Raw genomic sequence first — 20,067 nt, 5'->3', positions numbered from 1 at the left:
ACCCGGAGACCGACCATGAAGCGCACTTTCCAACCGTCGAACCTTGTTCGTGCGCGCCGCCACGGCTTTCGCGCCCGCATGGCCACCAAGGGCGGCCGCCGCGTGCTGAACGCCCGCCGTGCCAAGGGCCGCAAGCGTCTGTCGGCGTAAGCCTTTCCGCCGGGTAACATCCCCGCACGTCGAGGCAATGACCATGCCGCCCCTGCCCCATCCCCGCGCTGAACCGCAGCCAAGGGATGATGGCGGGGCGGCATTTGCCGTGCCCCTCGCCGGATGCGGCAAGATGCCCGTGGTAATTGCGAATCGCGCCGGTTTTCTTGCCGCCGCACGCGCCCGGCGTCAGGGAACGCCGGGTTTCATGCTTCAGGCGCGGGATCGCGGCGATGATGGCCCGCTTCGCGTGGGCTTCACCTGCTCGAAGAAGATCGGCAACGCCGTTGCCCGCAACCGCGCCAGGCGCCGCCTGCGCGAGATCGCCCGGCTGGGCTTGCGGCATGGGGGGCGGGCTGGCTGGGACTATGTCCTGGTGGGTCGCCCCGAGGCGACGATCGCGCGCGATTTCGACGACTTGCAGCGGGATTTGTCGGTCGCGCTGCGCAAGATTCACCGATGAGCCCGCTGGCCCGCCTCCTGGCGCTGCCGGTGCGCGCCTATCGCCTGGTCGCTTCGCCCTGGCTGGGAAATGGTTGCCGCTTTCAGCCGACCTGCTCTGAATATGCGCTGGAGGCGCTGCAGCGACACGGCGCGTTCCGGGGGGGCTGGCTGGCAATCCGGCGCATCGCGCGGTGCCACCCCTGGGGCGGACATGGCCACGATCCCGTTCCCGGGGCCCGAGACTCGGGTCATGATCATGAATGAGAAGGCCCAGGCGATGCCGGATGACACTGACGATACCGAAATTCATCCGCTTTTCGCCGGCGCCCCCTCATCGACCGAGTTCCGCAAGCTGCGCAAGCGCCTTGTGCGCGAAACCCGCGCCGCGATCGAGGATTATGGCATGGTCCGGCCCGGCGAGCGTTGGCTGGTCTGTCTGTCGGGCGGCAAGGACAGCTATACGCTGCTGGCAGTGCTGCACGAATTGCAGTGGCGCGGCCTGTTGCCGGTGGACCTGCTGGCCTGCAATCTGGATCAGGGCCAGCCCGGTTTCCCGGCCACGGTCCTGCCGGAATTTCTGGCGGCGCGCGGCGTGCCACATCGCATCGAATATCGGGACACCTATTCGATCGTGAAGGAAAAGGTGCCGCAGGGACGGACTTACTGCGCCCTGTGCTCGCGGTTGCGGCGCGGCAATCTGTATCGGATCGCACGGGAAGAAGGATGTTCGGCTGTCGTTCTGGGACATCATCGCGACGACATTCTGGAAACCTTCTTCATGAACCTTTTTCATGGCGGTCATCTGGCAACCATGCCGCCGAAATTGCTGAATGAAGAAGGCGATCTGATGGTCTTGCGCCCCCTGGCCTTCGTGGCCGAGGCCGATTGCGACCGGTTCGCGCGGGCGATGGCCTATCCGATCATTCCCTGCGATCTTTGCGGCAGCCAGGAAGGCTTGCAGCGCGTTCAGGTCAAGAAATTGCTGGACGAATGGGAATCGCGCAGCCCCGGCCGCAGGCAGATCATGTTTCGTGCCCTGATGAATGCACGCCCTTCGCATCTGCTGGACCCGAACCTGTTCAATTTCGCCGGCCTCGTCGCGGATCGTTCAAATGCGATGCAAGCGGCTGACGATTCCCTGTGTGAACATTAACTGAACAACAAGCATTCTGCGCTAGACCTGCCAAAGGTAACCCGTGGAAGGGACAGAATGCGCCACCGAATGATGAGATCCGCGAACTGGCTGAAAACGCGACTGTTGCGTGACGGCAAGCCCCGCGATCGCACGGGCCCCCTCAGCGTCCTGCTGATGCGGCTCGAAAATTTCGATGTTCTGACCGACCATCTGGGCAGGGCCGGAATCGGGCACCTGCTGGTCAGCATCTGCATGAGGCTGAACCGCGCGATGCGCCCGGAAGATCCGGTGCAGATCATCGCGCCCGGCGTCTTCGCGGTCGTCGTCTCCGACCGCTGCGAGATCGAGGCGATGCGAATCGCCAGCCGTTTGCAACGCGAGGTGCAGCGACCGGTCGCAGCATCGGGGCGGACCGTGGCCCCGGTTCTGACCGGGGTCATGGTCCATGCCAATGCCGACGCATCGGCCGAACTGGCCGACATGATCGAGGATGCGCGCCATCGTCTGGAGCGGTTGGATGCGGAAGGGCTGGGCAATCTGCGTCTTTACAGTCACGATCCGCAGCGGATCACCGACGCCATCCCCGCCTGCGTCGCGGATGCCGTGGCCGACGGTCAGATCATCGCCTATTTTCAGCCGCAATTGTGTTGCCACACCGGCAAGGTCACCGGTTTCGAGGCGCTGGCCCGCTGGAACCACCCGGTCCACGGGATCCTGCCCCCCGCAGCCTTCATGCCCAAGATGACCGAAGCGGATCACGCCGCGCTCACGCTGTCGATGCTGCGACAATCGCTGGCGGCGCTGCAGCGGTGGGATAGCGAAGGCCGCGATGTGCCGACGGTGGCGTTGAACATATCGAACTGCGAACTGGGCGACAGCGGTTTTGCGGCCAGCCTGTTGTGGGAACTGGATCGCCAGAACATTCCGACCAACCGGCTGGTGCTTGAACTTCTCGAAAGCGTGGGCCCCGTCACCGCGAACAGCGAGGCCCGCGCCAATCTGGAAATGCTGTCCAAGGCGGGCTGCCGGCTGGATCTGGATGATTTCGGCACCGGATATGCCAGCCTGGATGCAATCCGGCTGTTCGGCGTGCACAGGATCAAGATTGATCGCAGTTTCGTGATGGGCTGCGATATCGACCCCGGCCAACAGCGAATGATCCTTGCCATCCTGGCGCTGGCAGAACATCTGGGCGTCGCGACGCTGGCCGAAGGCGTCGAGACCTCCGAGGAACATGCCTTTCTTGCCCAGATGGGATGCGATCAGGTCCAGGGATATTCGATCGCGCGCCCCCTGCCCCTCGAGGAAGCCTGCGCTTTTCTCGACGATCACGCCCGCCGCGCCGAATCGATGCGCCTGATGCCGCCCCGGAAGGCGGGCTGACACCGCCGCGACCCGCGGGTGCGACGGCCTTCGCGGTCGGCTATCTTGACGGCCAGCCCCCCCCCGCGAAACGGACCGCGCAAAAGACGTCTGGCCCAATTCCGCTTGACCTTTGACGGCCCCTTCTGTTGAACCGGCGCGACTGACGCGATGACGGTGGACTTGGGACATGGACGACAACAACCGCAATCTGATCCTGGCGACGGTGCTGTCGTTTCTGGTGATCCTGATCTGGTACACGGTCTTCGCGCCCGAGCCCCCGGCACCGACAGAGCCCGCACAGCCCGTGGCCCAGCAGGGCACCGGCGCCCAGCCGGCGGCGCCCGAGGCGACGGGCGATGCGACAGCCACTGCCGATCTGTCGGCCCAAGCCGTGCCGGCTGCGGACAGGGCTGGCCGCGTCCAAATCGATTCACCCGCGCTCGCGGGTTCGATCTCGCTGGCCGGGGGCCGTATCGACGATCTGTCGCTGCTGAAATACCAGGAAACGCTGGATCCGTCCTCGCCCAATGTCCGTTTGCTGGCGCCGTCCTCGGCAACCGCCGATCCCCGCATCGACACGACCGGATCGAAACCTTATTACGCCGTCTATGGCTGGACGCCCGGCCCCGGCGTCGATCCCGCGTCGGTGCCCGGCCCATCGACAATCTGGACGCTCGAATCCGGCGACACGCTGGCACCCGGCAAGCCGGTGACACTGACATGGGACAACGGCGCGGGCCAGATCTTTCGCCGGACCTTCGAACTGGACGACAACTATCTCTTTACCGTCAGTCAGAGCGTCGAGAACAACGGAGAGGCCAGCTTCAGCGCCGCGCCCTACGGCATCATCGCCCGCCACGGCCGACCCGACACGCAGAATTACTTCGTCCTGCACGAAGGTGCGGTGGGGATGCGTGATGGCGAACTGGTCGAACTGAAATACAAGAATATCGCCGATCTGGCCCCGGTTGCCCGCGAGGGTCGTGCGGATGTGATCGACGTCAAGGACAATGGCTGGATCGGCTTTACCGACAAATACTGGATGACGACGCTGGCGCCCGCGCCCGGTCAATCCTTCACCGCGGTCGTAAAATACGCCGAAGGCGCCGACATCTATCAGACCGAGGCGCGCTATCCGATGCAGAATGTCCAGCCGGGCGCCAGCTATACCGCGCAGGGTTATCTCTTTGCGGGCGCCAAGGTCTGGGGGGTGATCAGCGCCTACGAAGATTCGCCCGGTATCCAGCGTTTTGTCGATTCCATCGACTGGGGCTGGTTCTATTTCCTGACCAAGCCGATCTTCCGCATCCTGCACTGGCTGAACGCGCAGATCGGCAACATGGGCTGGTCGATCATTGCGCTGACCTTCATCCTGAAGCTGCTGGTCTTCCCGCTGGCGCGCAAATCCTACATCTCGATGGCGAAGATGAAGGAATTGCAGCCACAGATGGAGGCGATCAAGGAACGCACCGGCGATGACCGGATGAAATACCAGAAAGAAGTGATGGAGCTTTACAAGTCCCAGAAGGTGAACCCCGCCGCGGGCTGCCTTCCGGTTCTGCTGCAGATTCCGATCTTCTTCTCGCTCTACAAGGTCATCTTCGTCACCATCGAATTGCGGCACGCGCCCTGGATCGGCTGGATTCGCGACCTGTCCGCGCCCGACCCCTCGAGCCTGCTGAACCTGTTCGGCATCTTGCCCTTCGCGCCGCCCGCACAGGGCACTCTGCTGCATTCGCTGTCGCTGCCGGCGCTGGCGATCATTCTGGGGATCAGCATGTGGATGCAGCAGCGGCTGAACCCGACCCCGGCCGACCCGTCGCAGAAGATGATCTTTGCGCTGATGCCCTGGGTCTTCATGTTCATGCTGGGCGGCTTTGCCTCGGGGCTGGTGCTGTACTGGATCACCAACAACACCATCACCATCATCCAGCAATACACGATCATGTCGATGCACGGGCACCGTCCCGATCTGTTCGGCAACATCAAGGCCTCGATCCCGAAACGTCCGAAACGCGACAGCAAATCCGGAAGCAAGGGCAAGTGAGCGCACGGCTGGCCCATATCCGCCGGCATCCGATCAAGTCGGTCGGCGGTGAAGGGCTGGACAAGGTGACCCTGCAAGCCGCGCGCCGGCTGCCCGGCGATCGCGAATGGGCTGTCGTCACCGAGGCCGGCGAACGCCATGCGCGGGCCAGCGAAAGCGGCGGTGCGCCGGATCGCTGGCTGCCGAAATCCTGCTTTGTCCGCGGCGTCTCATCGGCTGCGGTTCAGGCCATCGCGGGTGGCTGGCGGAATGGTCGCATCGCGCTGTCGCAACCGGCGCAGTCCGATCTGAGCTTCGATCCCGAAACGGAAGCGGACCGCCTGATCGAATGGCTGCGTCCGCTCTGGCCCGCCGACGCGCCGGCGCCGACCCGCCTGGTCAGGGGTGTCGCGATCTGGACCGACCAGAAGTGGCCCTGGCTGTCGATCCTGTCGCTTTCCAGCCTGTCGGCGCTGGAGGAAAGGATCGGCCATCCGCTGGGTCTTCACCGCTGGCGCGGCAATCTGTGGGTCGAGGGCTGGGCCCCCTTTGCCGAGCGCGAACTGATCGGCCGGATCATCCGCATCGGCGCGACCGAATTGCGGGTGACCGACACCATTGCCCGCTGCGACGCCACCAGCGCCGATACCCGGACCGGCGCGAGGGATCTGGATATGGTTGCGACGCTGGAACGCCTCTACGGGCACCACGATTTCGGGATCTTCGCCGAAGTCGTCACCGGCGGCGAGATCGCCATCGGCGACGGGGTTTCGGCATGAAGGTCGCCTTCCCCGTCGCGCCTCAGCCCGAAGCCGAGGCGGCCGAGGCGGCCCGGCTGCTGTTCGCGGGCCCCGTCGATTTTCTGAAAGGCGTCGTCGCCATGGACGGCCTGCCGCCCCCGGACCGGCCCGAGGTCTGCTTTGCCGGCCGTAGCAATGCCGGAAAATCAAGCCTCATCAATGCGCTGACCGGCCGCAAGGGACTGGCGCGGGCCTCGAACACGCCGGGACGCACGCAAGAGATCAATTATTTCACCCTGGGCGATCGGGCCTATCTGGTCGATCTTCCGGGCTATGGCTTTGCCAAGGCGCCTGTTGCTGTCGTGTCCAGATGGCAGGGCCTGCTGAAATCCTACCTGGCCGGGCGCCCCACCTTGCGCCGGGCCTTCTGTCTGATCGACGCGCGCCACGGCGTGAAGCCCGTCGATCACGAGATCATGACGTTGCTGGACAGATCAGCGGTGCCGTTTCAGGTCGTGTTGACCAAGGCTGACAAGCCCGGCCCGAATGCGATCAAGCCGGTGCTGGCGCAGGTCGAGGACGCGCTGCAAAAGCATCCGGCAGCCTTTCCGCAACTGGTGGTCACCTCTTCCGAAAAGGGCCAGGGAATCGCCACCCTGCGATCGATCATCGCCGCTCTGGACTGATCCTTGCCGGCGTCCTAGGCTCCGCGTCGTCGCATCGGGGGCCTTTGAGGGATGAAAAAGCAGAACATGAACCGGGACTGGATCGCCACAGCGCGCACGCTTTCCGAGGCTCTGCCTTACCTGCAACGCTATTCCGGCGCCGTGGTGGTGGTGAAATTTGGCGGAAACGCGATGGGCGACGACGAAGCGATGGCCGAATTCGCCCGCGACATCGTCCTGATGAAGCAGGTCGGCATGAACCCGATCGTCTGTCACGGCGGCGGACCGATGATCAACGACCTGCTGGCCCGCCTGGGTATCGAAAGCCGCTTCGTGCGCGGCAAGCGCGTCACCACCAAGGAAACCGTCGAAGTGGTCGAAATGGTGCTGTCGGGCCTGGTCAACAAGCGCATTGTGCAGGCAATCAATGATGCGGGCGGCCGCGCGGTGGGGATCAGCGGCAAGGATGACGACATGATGGTCTGCGAGGCGGACGACCCCGAACTGGGCTTTGTCGGCCGTCCGGTCGAGATGAACATCCAGATCATCCGCGATCTGTACAATGCCGGCATGATCCCGGTCTGCGCGCCGGTCGCCACGGGCATGGAGGATAACGAGACATTCAACGTCAATGGCGACACCGCGGCGGGTGCCATTGCCGGTGCGCTCAGGGCCGACCGCCTGCTGCTGCTGACCGATGTCGCGGGCGTCAAGGACCAGTCCGGCGAGGTCTTGACGCAACTTCACCCCGATCAGGTCCGCGAGATGATCGGCGATGGCCGGATCAGCGGCGGCATGATCCCCAAGACCGAAACCGCGCTGCAGGCGATCGACGAGGGCGTTCGTGCGGTGGTGATCCTAGACGGAAGGGTGCCCCATGCCTGCCTGCTGGAATTGTTCACCGAACATGGCGCGGGCAGCCTGATCCGCTCAACCGAGCCGCGAATCAAGGCACATGGATTGCGGCAGGGCGAGGATGGTCTGTGAGCCGAACCTGACGGCGCCGGCGGGGCTGATGATCGCGGGCTTTTGCCCCGACGACGCCGCGACGATCGTTCTGATCGCGCCCGAGGGCGCCGCGTTCTGGCGCCGCTTTACCCGATCCGCGGAATATGCCGATGGCAGGCCGCATCCGATGGATCGCTGGTCCAGGCGGATCATCGGGGCCTGGGCCGGGCGACTGGATGCGCAGGCGATCTTTCCCTCTGACGGGCCGCCCTATCCGCAATTCTTCGCCTGGGCGCTGGCCAGCGGTCGCTGCTGGTCATCGCCGGTCGGGATGCTGGTCCATGACGAAGCCGGCCTTCTCATCAGCTTTCGCGGCGCGCTGCGGGTGCCGGGGGGGCTTCTGCCCCTGCCCGCTGCCGCCACCAGCCCCTGCGAGGCCTGCCCGCAGCCCTGCCGCGACGCCTGCCCGGCCGGGGCATTCGACGACGGCTACATCACGGCCCGCTGCCACGATTTTCTCGACCAGCCCCAAGGGCGCGACTGCATGACCGGGGGCTGTCGTGTCAGACGTGCTTGCCCGATCAGCTTGGGCTGTGGCAGGCTGCGCCAGCAATCGGAATGGCATATGAGGCAGTTCCACCCATGACCCCACTTGGACATCGACGACTGATCCTCACCCGCCATGCAAAATCGGCATGGGACGATCCGGCTCTCAGCGATCACGACCGCCCGCTGAACGATCGTGGCCGCCGTTCGGCGCGCGAACTGGGCGACTGGATGGCAAGCCGCGGCCATGAGCCGGAAGAGGTCCTGTGTTCGTCGTCGCAACGCACGAAGGAAACCTGGGCCATGGTCGAGGGCGCCCCGCTGGAGGTGCGGCCGCTGCTGCGGATAGAACCCGGCCTTTATCATGCCAGCCCGGACAAGATGTTGACGATCCTGCGCACGGCCAGCCATCCCACGGTGATGATGCTGGGCCATAATCCCGGCATCGCGGAACTGGCCGCGCTGCTGCCCGCGCGGCCGCCGATGGACCCGGATTTCCGCCGCTATCCGACCTGCGCCACTCTGGTCGTCGATTTCCAGATCGACACATGGTCGCAGGCCGAACCCGGTCAGGGCAGCGTCATGGATTTCGTCCGCTTCGACGGCCGGGCCTGACCGCGGGCAGAGCCTTTCTGACCGTTCGATCATCTTGCCGGCCGGGCAGGTTGCCTCTGGCCGCCCGCGACCCAGACTGCCTATCGGGCCGCGATCAATGCCCCAGGATCTGGCTCAGGAACAGCTTGGTCCGCTCGGAGCGCGGATTGTTGAAGAAATCGTGGGGATTGTTCTGCTCGACGATCTGGCCCTGATCCATGAAGATCACCCGGTTCGCGACCGCCTGTGCAAAGCCCATCTCATGGGTCACGCACAGCATGGTCATCCCTTCCTCGGCCAGTTCGATCATCGTGTCCAGAACCTCCTTGATCATCTCGGGATCAAGTGCCGAGGTCGGCTCGTCGAACAGCATGATCTTGGGCTGCATGCAGAGCGAGCGCGCGATCGCCACCCGTTGCTGCTGGCCGCCCGACAACTGGCCGGGATATTTATACGCCTGTTCGGGAATCTTGACCTTTTCCAGAAAGGCCATGGCGGTGGATTCCGCCTGTTTGCGCGGCACCTTGCGCACCCAGATCGGAGCCAGGGTGCAGTTCTCCAGCACGGTCAGGTGCGGGAACAGGTTGAAATGCTGGAACACCATGCCGACTTCCGAGCGCACCTTGTCGATATTCTTGATGTCGCTGGTCAACTCGACGCCATCCACGGTGATATGGCCCGCCTGATGTTCTTCCAGGCGATTGATGCAGCGGATCAGCGTCGATTTGCCTGATCCGGAGGGGCCGGCGATGACGATCCGTTCGCCCTTGTGCACCGTCAGGTCGATGTCGCGCAGCACGTGGAAGGTTCCGAACCACTTGTTCATGTTGCGGATGTCGATGGCGATCTCGTCGCTGACCTTCATGTGGCTGCGGTTGATGTCGCGGTCAATGGCTTCGCTCATGGCGGGATCCTATCGGTGGTCGCGGGCAAGCCGGCGTTCAAGGAACATCGAATAGCGCGACATGCTGAAGCAGATGATGAAGAAGATGGCGCCGACGAAGATGAACGGCTCCCAGTAGATGCCCTTCCAGGCGAAATTGGCACGGACGAAGTCGGAAATGCCCTTCAGCGGATCGAACAGGCCCACGAAGGTCACCAGCGTCGTGTCCTTGAACATGCCGATGAAGGTCGAGACGATCCCCGGGATCGAGATCTTCAGCGCCTGCGGCAGGATGATCAGCCGTTGCGCCTTCCAGTAATCCAGACCCAGGGCATCGGCCGCCTCGTATTGCCCCTTCGGCAAGGCGGCCAGACCGCCCCTGATCACCTCGGCCATGTAGGCCGCGGCAAACAGCGTGACCATGATGATGACCCGCAGGATGATGTCGAAATTCGTGCCCGGCGGCAGGAAATAGTTCAGCAGCAAGGAGGCCACGAACAGAAGCGAGATCAGCGGCACGCCCCGAATGAATTCGATGAACATCACCGAAAGGGATTTCACCAGGAACATGTCCGACCGGCGCGCAAGCGCCAGCATGATTCCCATGGGCAGCGACAGCGCGATTCCGGCGATCCCGATGGTGATGGCCAGAAGGAAACCGCCGAACTGGTCCGAGGCGACCGGCGTGATCGCCAGCGGAAGCAGGTTCTGCAGATCCTCGGCGGCCCGTCCGGCGAAGCCGATCCACCAGACCAGCGCGACGATGATCGCCGCCGCTGCCGCAAGCAGCGGCAAAAGCCGGGCGACCACGACCCATGCCAGCGCCCCGAGGCCGAAACTGGCCAGCACCATCAGCGGCCCCCAAAGGCTGCCGCCCCACAGAAGCCAGACGCCCAGAAACGGATAGAGCGCCGAGAAGATCAGCAGCCGGGTCGGCTGCCGTTCGGCCACGGCGATGGCGCCGATCATCGCGGTGGCGGCCAGGATCAGCGCCGGTGTGGGGATGCCAAGCGCCAGCGCCAGGATCAGTGTCGCCGTCGCGCTGACGATCAGCACGATGCGGCGGATGATGCGCGATTCCGAAAACAGGATCGGTGCCAGAGCCACCATCAGCAGGCCGAAGGCCAGAAGCGGACGCCAGTAAAGCTCGGGCGGATAGAAGCCGAACATGTATTGATGCCAGCGTTCCCGGATTACCGCGAAACAGGCGCCCGACGCGCCCTCGCCCCAGGTTCGGGCGATGATCTCGCGGCATTGCGCCAGGCTGTCGGCGCGCCAGACGGAATGGGCGAACCAGGGCCAGAAATGGCTGACGATGAACCAGATGATCGCGATACCCAGCAGCGTCAGAATCGTGTTGACCGGGCCCGAGAACAGATTCTGTCGCAGCCATCTGACTGCGCCGGCCTCGCGGATGGGCGGCGGCGCGGGCGGCAGCATGGTCTCGCGAACGAAGGGAACGGTTTCGGCGTGCATCTCGCTCATGTCAACGCTCCTTCAGCTTCACGCGGGAATTGAAGACGTTCATCCCGGCCGAGATGATCAGGCTGAGCAGCAAGTAGATCAGCATCATCAGCAAGATGGATTCCAGCTCTCGCCCGGTCTGGTTCAGCGTCGTCCCGCCCAGCGTGCCGCGCAGATCCATGTAGCCCACGGCGATGGCCAGCGAGCTGTTCTTCATCAGGTTCAGATATTGCGAGATCAGCGGCGGGATGATCACCCGCAGCGCCTGCGGCAGGATCACCAGGTTCATGGTCCGGTTCGGCCGCAGGCCAAGCGCGAAGGCCGCCTCGCTTTGACCCTTGTTCACGGCCAGGATGCCCGCGCGCACGATCTCGGCGATGAAGGCGCCGGTATAGAGGGTCAGCGCCAGCCACAATGCGACCAGCGCGTTCTGGACGTTCAGCCCGCCGGTAAAGTTGAAACCCTTCAACTCCGGTGGCAGCAGATGCAGGCCGAAGAACCAGATCAGCAGCAGCGAGGGCACGACCATCACGCCGAGATTGATCCACCAGGTGGTCGGCCGGCGGCCGGTCCGGTCCTGCGTGACCTGCGCCCATGCCAGGATCGCGCGGCGCAGGAACCAGCCCGCGATCAGGGCGGCGGCGAAGGCGATCGTGGCCCAGCTGATGGTCACGCGCGCGCCCAGATCCAGACTGCCCGGATCGTTGGTCATGCCCAGTCCGGGAATGGCGGTATAGCGGTTGGTCAGGGCGACATTGTCGAACAGGATCTTCGACCAGGCCGGATTCTCGCCGCGATAGGCATTGGGCGCCGGCATGATCTCGGTGAAAAGCGCGTAGATGATCAGGATCCACAGCAGCAGGGGAATGTTGCGGAACATCTCGACATAGATGGTCATCAGCCGGGCGAACAGCCAGTTGTTCGACAAGCGCGCCACACCCACCCCGACGCCCAGGATGGTCGCCGCGACGCAGCCGAGGACCGAGACGATGATCGTGTTCAGCAGCCCGACAATGGCCGCACGCAGATGCGTGTCATCCGACGTATAGGGGATCGGGGTCTGCGGGATGTCGTAGCCCGCGCGCTGGAACAGGAAGCCGAAATCGAAATCCTTGCCCAGGGCGCGCAGGTTCTGGATCGTGTTGTTGATCAGCCACCATCCTAGCGCCATCACCAGAATGAAGACGATCACCTGGAAGGTCATCGACCGATAGCGCCGGTCATAGATCAGCATGTTCAGTCGGAACGGCGGATTCGCCGGTGCCGAAACATCCGTCATGGCTTTACCCCTGCATCCGGTCCTGCAGCTTTCGTGCCGCTTCTGGCCGACCGGCTTGTCGTTGTTCTTGAAGCCATCGGGGGCGCCATGGCGCCCCCGACAAGATTGTCTCGTCCGATCAGCGGAACGGCGGGGCGTACATCAGCCCGCCCTGGGTCCATTGCGCATTCAGACCTCGCGCCAGCCCGATCGGAGTCTGTTCACCGATATTGGCCGCAAAGATCTCGCCATAATTGCCGCTGGCCTGGATGGCGCGCTTGGCCCATTCCTTGTCCAGTCCGATCATCGCGCCAAGATCGTCGGTCACGCCCAGCAGACGCTGCACCTCCGGGTTCTGCGAGGATTTCACCAGCTCGTCGATATTCTTCGAGGTGACGCCGTATTCCTCGGCCGCGACCAGCGCGTAGAAGGACCAGCGCACGATATCGGCCCACAGATCGTCGCCCTGGCGCACGGCGGGGCCCAGCGGCTCTTTCGAGATGATCTCGGGCAGGATGACGTGGTTTTCGGGATTGGCAAAGGCCGCGCGGGTGGCGGCAAGACCCGATGCGTCGGTCGTATAGGCATCGCAGGCGCCGGCCATGTATTGCTGCTCGCCCTCGGCGTTGCTGTCGATGTTGACCGGCTGATAGCTCATGTTGTTGGCCTTGAAGTAATCGGCCAGGTTCAGTTCGGTCGTGGTGCCGGTCTGGATGCAGATGGTAGCACCGTCCAGTTCCTTGGCACTGGTCACGCCCAGATCCTTGGGCACCATGAAGCCCTGACCGTCGTAATAGTTCACGGCCACGAAATCCAGCTTCAGGTCGGTGTCGCGCGAGAAGGTCCAGGTCGAGTTGCGGGCCAGCAGATCGACCTCGCCCGATGACAGCGCGGTAAAGCGGGTCTGCCCGGTCGTCGGCACATACTTGACCTTCGAGGGATCGCCAAGCACCGAGGCCGCGACGGCCTTGCACACCGCGATGTCGAAGCCGGCCCAGTTGCCGTTCGCATCCGGCGCCGCGAAGCCCACGAGACCGGTATTGACGCCGCAGATCAGTTCGCCGCGCGCCTTCACATCGGCCAGCGTGTCGGCCATGCCGACCCCGGCACTCAGCGTGACCGCGGCAACCGAGCCGAGAAATAGGGATTTCTTCATCTTGTCCTCTCTGTTGATGCCTTCCGTGCCATTCTCGGCCGGTCGGCTGTTGGAGCCGCCGAGGCAGCCCGCATTCCCACCGGGCCGGTCGGATGAACGGCCCATGATGGGCGGTATTGTGCCGATCAACGCTAACAGGTCAAGCGGATCGCAAGGTGACGCAGCGGCTTTCAACCGGCGCGAGACAGCCACCACAGCCGCTCGGCGTCGATCAATGCGCATCGTCGCGACCGCGCGGCTTGCGCGGCCTCGTCATCCTTGCCCCAGCGGCTGATCTGAAAATCCTCGTCGATGCGCGACAGGCGATGCGCCGTCTCGCCGTCGATCCTGCCCCGGATCACCGCCAGCCCCAGGATCAGCGATCCCGGCAGCGTCACGAGATCGTGCAATGCCGTCAGCCCGAACAGGTCCAGCCCGATCACGACCTGATGCAGGCGCGCCAGAACCTCGGGATCCTGCGGCACCGGGATCACGCCATGGGTGATCCGAAGCGGCGCGCGCAACGCGGTTGCCGCCCAGTCGATCAGCGGATCCCAGCCCTCGGCCTGCAATCCGATCAGTTCCTCGGGCTGGTCGGCGCGATAGGACAAGAGGTCAGTGCCCCCGTAATCGGCCAGCATCCCCGCCACCGCAGCAAATTGCGGCAGAACCTTCTCGATGGCGGAATTGGCCGCGCGGGTCAGCGGCATCGTCGCGGGGTCGATCAAATCCTTCTGCGCGTCCCATTCGGCAGCAATGGCGCCGGCCAGCGCGCTGGTCGGCAGGATCAGGGGTTGCTTGCCGGGCGTCCGGAGCAGGCGGTCGTCCAGCGCGACCTGCCATCCCGCGGCGTCGGGCCGGATCGCCGCGGCCTGCCAGAAGCGGCGTGCCTTCCATTCGCTCATGCCGCGGCCCAAGCCTCGATCGCCCGGGTCAGCGCGGCGAAATCGGCGGCGACCAGCGCGGCCCCCGATGCCACCAGTCCCTCTGGTCCGTGATACCCCCAGGAGACCCCGTAGCCCATCATCCCGGCCGCACGCGCCATTTCGATATCGAAACTGGTATCGCCGACCATGATCGCGGCCTCGGCGCCGACACCGGCCTCGGCCAGCGCGGCCTGCACCATCTGGGGCGCGGGTTTCGAGGGATGATGATCGGCTGTCTGCAAGCTGACGAAACGGCCGTGCAAGCCATGTGCCTCGATCATCGCGTCAAGTCCCCGCCGGGATTTTCCGGTCGCCACCGCCAGCAGCAGATCACCGCGGCCGGAGAGATGGTCCAGGCATTCGCGCGCGCCCTCGTAGAGTGGCGCGGCCTGTGCGATCCGCGCCTTCAGGAAGGCTTCGCGATAACCTTGCACGATGCGCGCCCGGACATGAGGATCGCCATCCGGGACAAGCCGCGCCACCGCCTCGGGCAACGACAGGCCGACGATCTGCAACACCTCTTCGCGCGGCAGAGGGGGGCGACCGACGCCCTCGAAGGCCAGGCTCATCGCGCCGTGGATATGATGCTGACTGTCGATCAACGTGCCATCGACATCGAAGACGACCAGTTTCATTCCGCCTCCGCGAAGGGATCCTCGGGGACATCGCTCTCGTGCCAGCCAAGGCTTTTCCAGGTGCGTTTCATGTGATCGGGCAACGGCGCGGTCAGGATGAGGCGCTTTCCGGTGACCGGATGGTCGAAAGACAGGGACCGGGCATGAAGATGCAGCTTGCGGCTGATCTCTCCGCCCAGTTGCGCCCCCCAGCCGTCGCCCAGATTTTCCTGGCCCGAGCCGCCATATTTGCCGTCGCCGACGATCGGGTGGCCCAGTTCGGCCATATGCGCGCGCAGTTGATGGGTGCGCCCGGTGATCGGCACCAGCGCGCACCAGCTTGCCCGGCTCGCCAGCGCGTCCAGAACGGCATAATCGGTCGTCGCCCGCTTCGCGCCTTCGGTGCTGTCGATGTCGCGCGGATGGACGGCGATCATCTTTTCGCCCTCGCCGCCACGCCCGTGACCCGGAGCCTTGACCAGCCCGTAGCGGATCGTGCCCATGCGCGGCTGCGGCACGCCGGCGACCACGGCCCAGTAGATCTTGCGTGTGGCGCGTGACCGGAACGCCTCGGACAGCGCGCGGGCGACGCGGTCGGTGCGAGCCAGCAACAGGATGCCCGACGTGTCCTTGTCCAGCCGGTGCACCAGCTTGGGTCGGTCCTTGTAGCCGAATGTCAGCGCCTCGGCCAGACCGTCCACATGCCGGTCGCCCTGCCCGCTGCCACCCTGGCTGGGCAGTCCCGGCGGCTTGTTCAGGGCGATGATGTGATCGTCCCTCCACAGCACGGCGGCCTGGATCATGCGCTGATCTGATTCGGGAATGCGCGGCGCATCGGCCCGTGGCGCCGGCCTGGCATCGGGAAGGGGCGGCACACGCACCTCCTGCCCGGCCTCGATCCGGCTGGCGGCCTTGACCCGGCCGCCATCGAGGCGCAACTGGCCGGTGCGGCACATCTTTTCCACCGCACCCTGGGTCAGTTGCGGAAATTTCTTCTTCAGCCAGCGGTCAAGGCGCTGGTCGCCCTCGTCCCGGCCGACGCGCAGGGTCTGCACGCCGCTCATGCGAAAAAGCCCCGTCCGACGACAAGGCCCGCAATCACCGCCGCCAGCGACAGCACGACCGAGACAAGGACATAGACGATCATGCCCGCCGCCTGCCCGCGTTCCCACAGCGTCAGCGCGTCCAGCGAGAAGGCCGAAAAGGTGGTGAACCCGCCCAGAAAGCCGGTCAGAAGAAGCGGCGCATAATGGTTGCCGAACCGCTGCGCCAGCGCGATGGTCAGAATGCCCATGGCGAAGCTGCCAACGACGTTGACGACGCCCGTCGCCACCGGGAAACCCGGCCCGTGCCAGGCAATCGCACGATAGACCGAATAGCGGGCGGTCGCGCCCGCAGCGCCGCCAAGGGCCACCTGAAGGAAGGGATTCATCATCGCGCCCTCCTGTGCCGGAAGCCGCCCAAAGTCAACCGCCGCGCTTCAGCCGCTGGGCGACGAACCAGTCCAGCCGCTTCTTCAGATCGCGCTCGAATCCGCGTTCGACCGGAACATAGAGAACCGGCCGTTTCATGCCCTCGGGGAAATAGTTCTGGCCGCTGAACCCGTCCTCGGCATCGTGGTCATAGGCATAGCCGGCGCCATAGCCCTGTTCCTTCATCATCGCTGTCGGCGCGTTCAGGATATGGGCGGGCGGCATCAGACTGCCGGTTCGCCTGGCCTCGGCCCTCGCGGCCTTGTAGGCGCCGTATCCGGCATTGGATTTCGGCGCCAGCGCCAGATAGATCACCGCCTGCGCCAGCGCCAGTTCGCCCTCGGGACTGCCCAGCCGTTCGAAAAGAGCCCATGCGTCGAGGCAGTGACGCTGTGCAGCCGGATCGGCCAGCCCGATATCCTCGATCGCCATGCGGGTGATGCGGCGGGCCAGATAGCGCGGATCCTCGCCGCCCTCCAGCATCCGCGCCAGCCAGTAGAGCGCGGCATCCGGATCGCTGCCGCGAACGGATTTGTGCAGGGCCGAAATCAGGTTGAAATGTTCATCGCCCGACTTGTCGTATTTCGCCGCGCGCTTCATCAGCCGTTTGGCCATGGCCTGGGCATCGACGGGCGCGGCGGTCTTCCACGCGGCCACCTGTTCGACCAGGTTCAGCGCCGCACGGCCATCGCCATCGGCCATGTCCAGCAGGGCCTCGCGCGCCTGCGCGGTCAGCGGCAGCTTGCGGCCCAGTTCCGCCTCGGCCCGCTGCGTCAGCCGTTCCAGATCGGCCTGGCCCAGCCGTTCCAGAACGATCACCTGCGCGCGAGACATGAGCGCGGCGTTGAGTTCGAAAGACGGGTTTTCGGTCGTGGCGCCGACCAGAAGGATCGTGCCGTCCTCCATGTGCGGCAGAAAGCTGTCCTGCTGCGCCTTGTTGAAGCGGTGGATTTCATCCACGAACAGCAATGTGCCGCGCCCCTGCTGCCGGCGCAGCTTGGCCGCCTCGAAGACCTTGCGCAGTTCCGGAACGCCCGAAAAGATGGCGCTGATCTGGACGAAGGCCAGATCGGTTTCGTCGGCAAGAAGCCGCGCGATGGTGGTCTTGCCCACGCCAGGCGGCCCCCAGAGGATCAGCGAGGACAGGCTGCCCGCTTCCAGCATCGAACCCAATGGCCCTTCCGGCGCCAGAACCTTGTCCTGGCCGATCACATCCTCCATGCGCACCGGGCGGATGCGATCGGCCAAAGGTCTTGCCGCCGGCGATTGCGGCGGCTCGGCGGTTGCGGGCGTGTCGAAAAGGTCGGCCATTTCGGCGCCCATCCTAGGCCCGCGGACCCGCGCCGAACAGCCCCCTTCGACTGCCTCGGATCAGTGCATCTTGGGCGTCAGGTCGATCGACACGCACTGGAAGTCTCCATCGTCGATCCACATCCTGCGGCCGATCGCCTCGGCATCCAGCCCGCAGCGGCCATACCAGCGCGGCCAGGTCGCCCCGGTCAGCGCGATCAGCCGCGACGCGCCCAGTTCCCGGGCCGATCCGGTCATGGCCTCGACCATCTTGAAGTGAACCTTGCGACGATAGGTTTGCGGGATCGAATGACTGACGAAAACGCGCGAGCATTCCCAGGTCTGTTCGTCGATGGGCGCCTCGGCGAACAGCAGATCCTGCGGGATCGACCCGCCCAGAATGCCCTTTTGCGCATCGCGGATCATGTAGCTGTAGATACCGCAGCGCGCGATCGTCGGCGTCAATCGGATGCCCGCCAGAACCTCGCCGCGGTCGTGGATCGCGATCCAGCGGCTTTGAGGCGTATCATACTGGTCGAATTCCATATCCTCGGATTCGGGCAGATCCCAGTTCTTCTGGATGATGAAACTCTGCTTGCGGGCGCGGAACAGATTGGCGAACAATTCGCCATGGTTGTGCAGGTTCGAGAAGGAAAGTGTAGTCGTCTGCATTTTACGTACTCCTGGGGTGTGAGGTGTCCCCTCACCGCCTCACGGATCCCCTGGGCAAACGCCTACAACAGACGGTATTCCTTGGCCCTCTGCAGCGCCTCGGCAGTCGTCCGGGCCTTCAATCTTTCGCGGACCGAGATCAGACGTGCCTTGAACGCGCTTTCGGTAATGCCAAGTTTGGCTGCCGCCGCTGCGTGACGATCGCCCTCCGCGATGCAACGAAGGGCTTCTTTCTGAGCCTTGGTCAGGCTCGCCGGCGGCTCCGTGATTTCGTGAAGCCGACGTACGGTGGTCGAGATCTCGGCGATCTCGTCATCGATGAATTCTCTGTCGTCGCGCGCAAAACTGGCGATCGTGCGCGAGGAAATCGGGCCGCAGGACAGGGTCAGCCCGAAGGTCAGTCCGTGATCGGCCGCGTCCTTGAGGATATTGAAGGGATCAGGGATCGGCAGGCTTGACCAGCGACAGGCCCCCGTCGTCGAAAACCCCCAGGCGATTGTCGGGTCACGCAGTGCGTAGCCGTTGGCGGAATAGAATTCCGACCATTCATCGGAATAGGTCTGAAATTGCATGAGAGGAGCGGCAAAACGGATGTGCAGTCCGACAAAATAGCCGGATGGGGCGGTCTTGCCCAGTTTCCGCAAGGCGGCATTTATGTCTGCGCGTGATGACATGGCTTTTTAGACAAATTGTTTTCCGATACGTCAACGTGCACACTAGTCATGGCGCAGAATAGTTGCCATAGCGTTAATCCGTTGGAGCCGGTTGTATGAGCCTTGACGGCCAATCGTCATCTCTGGCCGACAGGCTTCACCAGCAATTGCTGGCGCTTTATCAACGGGGCGATCTGGATCACGCAGAATTCGACGAGGCCTGGGCGGCGATAAAATGTCACATCCTCGCGCCACATTCGGGACTTAACGCTGCGGAAAGCAACAAAAATACCCCGCCGCCGGTGTGGCAACGGGGTCTCTGATTCGGTGATCGTGCGACTTTACTGATCGTCGCTCACAGCCGATTCGGCTTCCAGACGCGCCCGATCAGACGAACCTTTGGCCGACGGGTCGCGGTCGACCAGTTCGATGATCGCCATCGGGGCCATGTCGCCGTAACGGAAGCCGGCCTTCAAGACGCGGACATAACCGCCCTGACGATCCTTGTAGCGGGCACCCAGTTCGTCGAACAGCTTGGCGACGTGGCCGTCCTGCTTCAGTTGGGCCGCGGCCTGACGGCGGGCATGAAGGTCGCCGCGCTTGGCCAGCGTGATCATCTTTTCGACGATCGGACGGAGTTCCTTGGCTTTTGGCAGGGTGGTCTTGATCTGCTCGTGCTCGATCAGCGAGCCAGCCATGTTGGCGAACAGCGCCTTGCGGTGTTCGTGGGTACGGTTGAGGCGGCGATAGCCGCGGGCGTGACGCATGATGTTCTCCTACAGCGTGTTTTGCTTTGTCCGGCAACCCATGCGTGCGGGTCGCTCTCCTTGGGGCGGATGCCCGGTCACAGGCGGGGACGGTGCCCCCGCCCTCTTGCTCAGAACTGGTCGTCGAACCGCTTGGCCAGATCCTCGATGTTCTCCGGCGGCCAATCGACCACGTCCATGCCCAGATGCAGGCCCATGCCCGACAGCACTTCCTTGATCTCGTTCAGGGATTTGCGGCCGAAATTCGGCGTCCGCAGCATCTCGGCCTCGGTCTTCTGGATCAGATCGCCGATATAGACGATGTTGTCGTTCTTCAGGCA

General features: G+C 64.2%; 24 protein-coding genes. 11 read left to right on the top strand and 13 right to left on the bottom strand.

What is annotated here, in order from left to right:
• Positions 1-15 precede the first annotated feature (15 nt).
• The 11 genes from rpmH (at position 16) to B4A72_RS00285 (ending at position 8,634) form a co-directional block, all read left to right on the top strand.
• Entirely contained in the window at positions 16-150 is a 135-nt protein-coding gene (rpmH, locus tag B4A72_RS00335) for a 50S ribosomal protein L34 (RefSeq protein WP_028725980.1), read from the top strand.
• A 43-nt stretch (positions 151-193) separates the two neighbouring features.
• Positions 194-613 (top strand): ribonuclease P protein component, encoded by a 420-nt coding sequence (rnpA, locus tag B4A72_RS00330; RefSeq protein WP_414692190.1) that lies wholly within the window; start codon positions 194-196, stop codon positions 611-613.
• Entirely contained in the window at positions 610-858 is a 249-nt protein-coding gene (gene yidD, locus B4A72_RS00325) for a membrane protein insertion efficiency factor YidD (protein ID WP_292958570.1), read from the top strand. Before rnpA ends, yidD begins: the two co-directional genes overlap by 4 nt.
• Before the next feature lie 13 nt (positions 859-871).
• Entirely contained in the window at positions 872-1,747 is an 876-nt protein-coding gene (gene ttcA / locus B4A72_RS00320) for a tRNA 2-thiocytidine(32) synthetase TtcA (protein WP_292977929.1), read from the top strand.
• A gap of 69 nt (positions 1,748-1,816) precedes the next feature.
• Positions 1,817-3,112, top strand: a complete 1,296-nt coding sequence (locus B4A72_RS00315) for a GGDEF domain-containing phosphodiesterase (protein ID WP_292958566.1) — start codon at positions 1,817-1,819, stop codon at positions 3,110-3,112.
• Between the two features lie 169 nt (positions 3,113-3,281).
• Positions 3,282-5,141, top strand: a complete 1,860-nt coding sequence (gene yidC / locus B4A72_RS00310; RefSeq protein WP_292958564.1) for a membrane protein insertase YidC — start codon at positions 3,282-3,284, stop codon at positions 5,139-5,141.
• Complete coding sequence (locus tag B4A72_RS00305; RefSeq protein ID WP_292958562.1) at positions 5,138-5,899, top strand: MOSC domain-containing protein; 762 nt, start codon at positions 5,138-5,140, stop codon at positions 5,897-5,899. The genes yidC and B4A72_RS00305 overlap by 4 nt, the downstream gene beginning before the upstream one ends.
• Positions 5,896-6,546: a ribosome biogenesis GTP-binding protein YihA/YsxC gene (yihA, locus tag B4A72_RS00300; protein WP_292958560.1), complete on the top strand. Its 651-nt coding sequence runs from the start codon at positions 5,896-5,898 to the stop codon at positions 6,544-6,546. Before B4A72_RS00305 ends, yihA begins: the two co-directional genes overlap by 4 nt.
• A gap of 66 nt (positions 6,547-6,612) precedes the next feature.
• On the top strand, positions 6,613-7,512 hold the full coding sequence (gene argB, locus B4A72_RS00295) for an acetylglutamate kinase (protein ID WP_292958664.1): 900 nt from the start codon (positions 6,613-6,615) through the stop codon (positions 7,510-7,512).
• Positions 7,502-8,119 carry a ferredoxin gene (locus B4A72_RS00290; protein WP_292977928.1) on the top strand — a complete coding sequence of 206 codons (618 nt, stop codon included), beginning with the start codon at positions 7,502-7,504 and terminating at the stop codon, positions 8,117-8,119. Before argB ends, B4A72_RS00290 begins: the two co-directional genes overlap by 11 nt.
• Complete coding sequence (locus B4A72_RS00285; RefSeq protein WP_292958556.1) at positions 8,116-8,634, top strand: SixA phosphatase family protein; 519 nt, start codon at positions 8,116-8,118, stop codon at positions 8,632-8,634. The genes B4A72_RS00290 and B4A72_RS00285 overlap by 4 nt, the downstream gene beginning before the upstream one ends.
• A 94-nt stretch (positions 8,635-8,728) precedes the next feature.
• Here the strand turns inward: B4A72_RS00285 and B4A72_RS00280 are convergent, their stop codons facing one another.
• From B4A72_RS00280 to B4A72_RS00220, 13 genes are all read right to left on the bottom strand, one after another.
• Entirely contained in the window at positions 8,729-9,517 is a 789-nt protein-coding gene (locus B4A72_RS00280; protein ID WP_292958554.1) for an amino acid ABC transporter ATP-binding protein, read from the bottom strand.
• Between the two features lie 9 nt (positions 9,518-9,526).
• The gene (locus B4A72_RS00275; RefSeq protein ID WP_292958552.1) at positions 9,527-10,981 is read right to left on the bottom strand and encodes an amino acid ABC transporter permease; all 1,455 of its coding nucleotides are present in this window, start codon (positions 10,979-10,981) and stop codon (positions 9,527-9,529) included.
• Position 10,982: 1 nt separating this feature from the next.
• Positions 10,983-12,239 carry an amino acid ABC transporter permease gene (locus B4A72_RS00270; protein WP_292958550.1) on the bottom strand — a complete coding sequence of 419 codons (1,257 nt, stop codon included), beginning with the start codon at positions 12,237-12,239 and terminating at the stop codon, positions 10,983-10,985.
• Positions 12,240-12,357: 118 nt separating this feature from the next.
• A complete protein-coding gene (locus B4A72_RS00265) occupies positions 12,358-13,374 on the bottom strand; it encodes an amino acid ABC transporter substrate-binding protein (protein ID WP_292958548.1) in 1,017 nt (338 codons plus the stop codon).
• A 170-nt stretch (positions 13,375-13,544) separates the two neighbouring features.
• Positions 13,545-14,258, bottom strand: coding sequence for an ATP12 family chaperone protein (locus B4A72_RS00260; RefSeq protein ID WP_292958546.1), 714 nt, complete (start codon positions 14,256-14,258; stop codon positions 13,545-13,547).
• Positions 14,255-14,914 (bottom strand): HAD-IA family hydrolase, encoded by a 660-nt coding sequence (locus B4A72_RS00255; protein ID WP_292958544.1) that lies wholly within the window; start codon positions 14,912-14,914, stop codon positions 14,255-14,257. Before B4A72_RS00255 ends, B4A72_RS00260 begins: the two co-directional genes overlap by 4 nt.
• Positions 14,911-15,957: an RluA family pseudouridine synthase gene (locus B4A72_RS00250; RefSeq protein ID WP_292958542.1), complete on the bottom strand. Its 1,047-nt coding sequence runs from the start codon at positions 15,955-15,957 to the stop codon at positions 14,911-14,913. Before B4A72_RS00250 ends, B4A72_RS00255 begins: the two co-directional genes overlap by 4 nt.
• The gene (gene crcB / locus B4A72_RS00245) at positions 15,954-16,328 is read right to left on the bottom strand and encodes a fluoride efflux transporter CrcB (protein ID WP_292958540.1); all 375 of its coding nucleotides are present in this window, start codon (positions 16,326-16,328) and stop codon (positions 15,954-15,956) included. The genes B4A72_RS00250 and crcB overlap by 4 nt, the downstream gene beginning before the upstream one ends.
• A 31-nt stretch (positions 16,329-16,359) precedes the next feature.
• Positions 16,360-17,676 (bottom strand): replication-associated recombination protein A, encoded by a 1,317-nt coding sequence (locus B4A72_RS00240; RefSeq protein ID WP_292958538.1) that lies wholly within the window; start codon positions 17,674-17,676, stop codon positions 16,360-16,362.
• Between the two features lie 60 nt (positions 17,677-17,736).
• Positions 17,737-18,327, bottom strand: a complete 591-nt coding sequence (locus tag B4A72_RS00235) for an acyl-homoserine-lactone synthase (protein ID WP_292958536.1) — start codon at positions 18,325-18,327, stop codon at positions 17,737-17,739.
• A gap of 62 nt (positions 18,328-18,389) precedes the next feature.
• Positions 18,390-19,001 carry a helix-turn-helix transcriptional regulator gene (locus B4A72_RS00230; protein WP_292958534.1) on the bottom strand — a complete coding sequence of 204 codons (612 nt, stop codon included), beginning with the start codon at positions 18,999-19,001 and terminating at the stop codon, positions 18,390-18,392.
• A gap of 320 nt (positions 19,002-19,321) precedes the next feature.
• On the bottom strand, positions 19,322-19,747 hold the full coding sequence (rplQ, locus tag B4A72_RS00225; RefSeq protein WP_292958532.1) for a 50S ribosomal protein L17: 426 nt from the start codon (positions 19,745-19,747) through the stop codon (positions 19,322-19,324).
• A 110-nt stretch (positions 19,748-19,857) separates the two neighbouring features.
• The coding region (locus tag B4A72_RS00220; RefSeq protein WP_292977927.1) for a DNA-directed RNA polymerase subunit alpha C-terminal domain-containing protein at positions 19,858-20,067 on the bottom strand (210 nt) is incomplete at its 5' end.

It is taken from the genome of Paracoccus sp. UBA5162 (genome assembly GCF_002413585.1).
Lineage (GTDB): Bacteria > Pseudomonadota > Alphaproteobacteria > Rhodobacterales > Rhodobacteraceae > Paracoccus.
The sequence above is the reverse complement of the archived record's forward strand: the minus strand, read 5'-3'. Positions and strand labels throughout refer to the sequence as shown.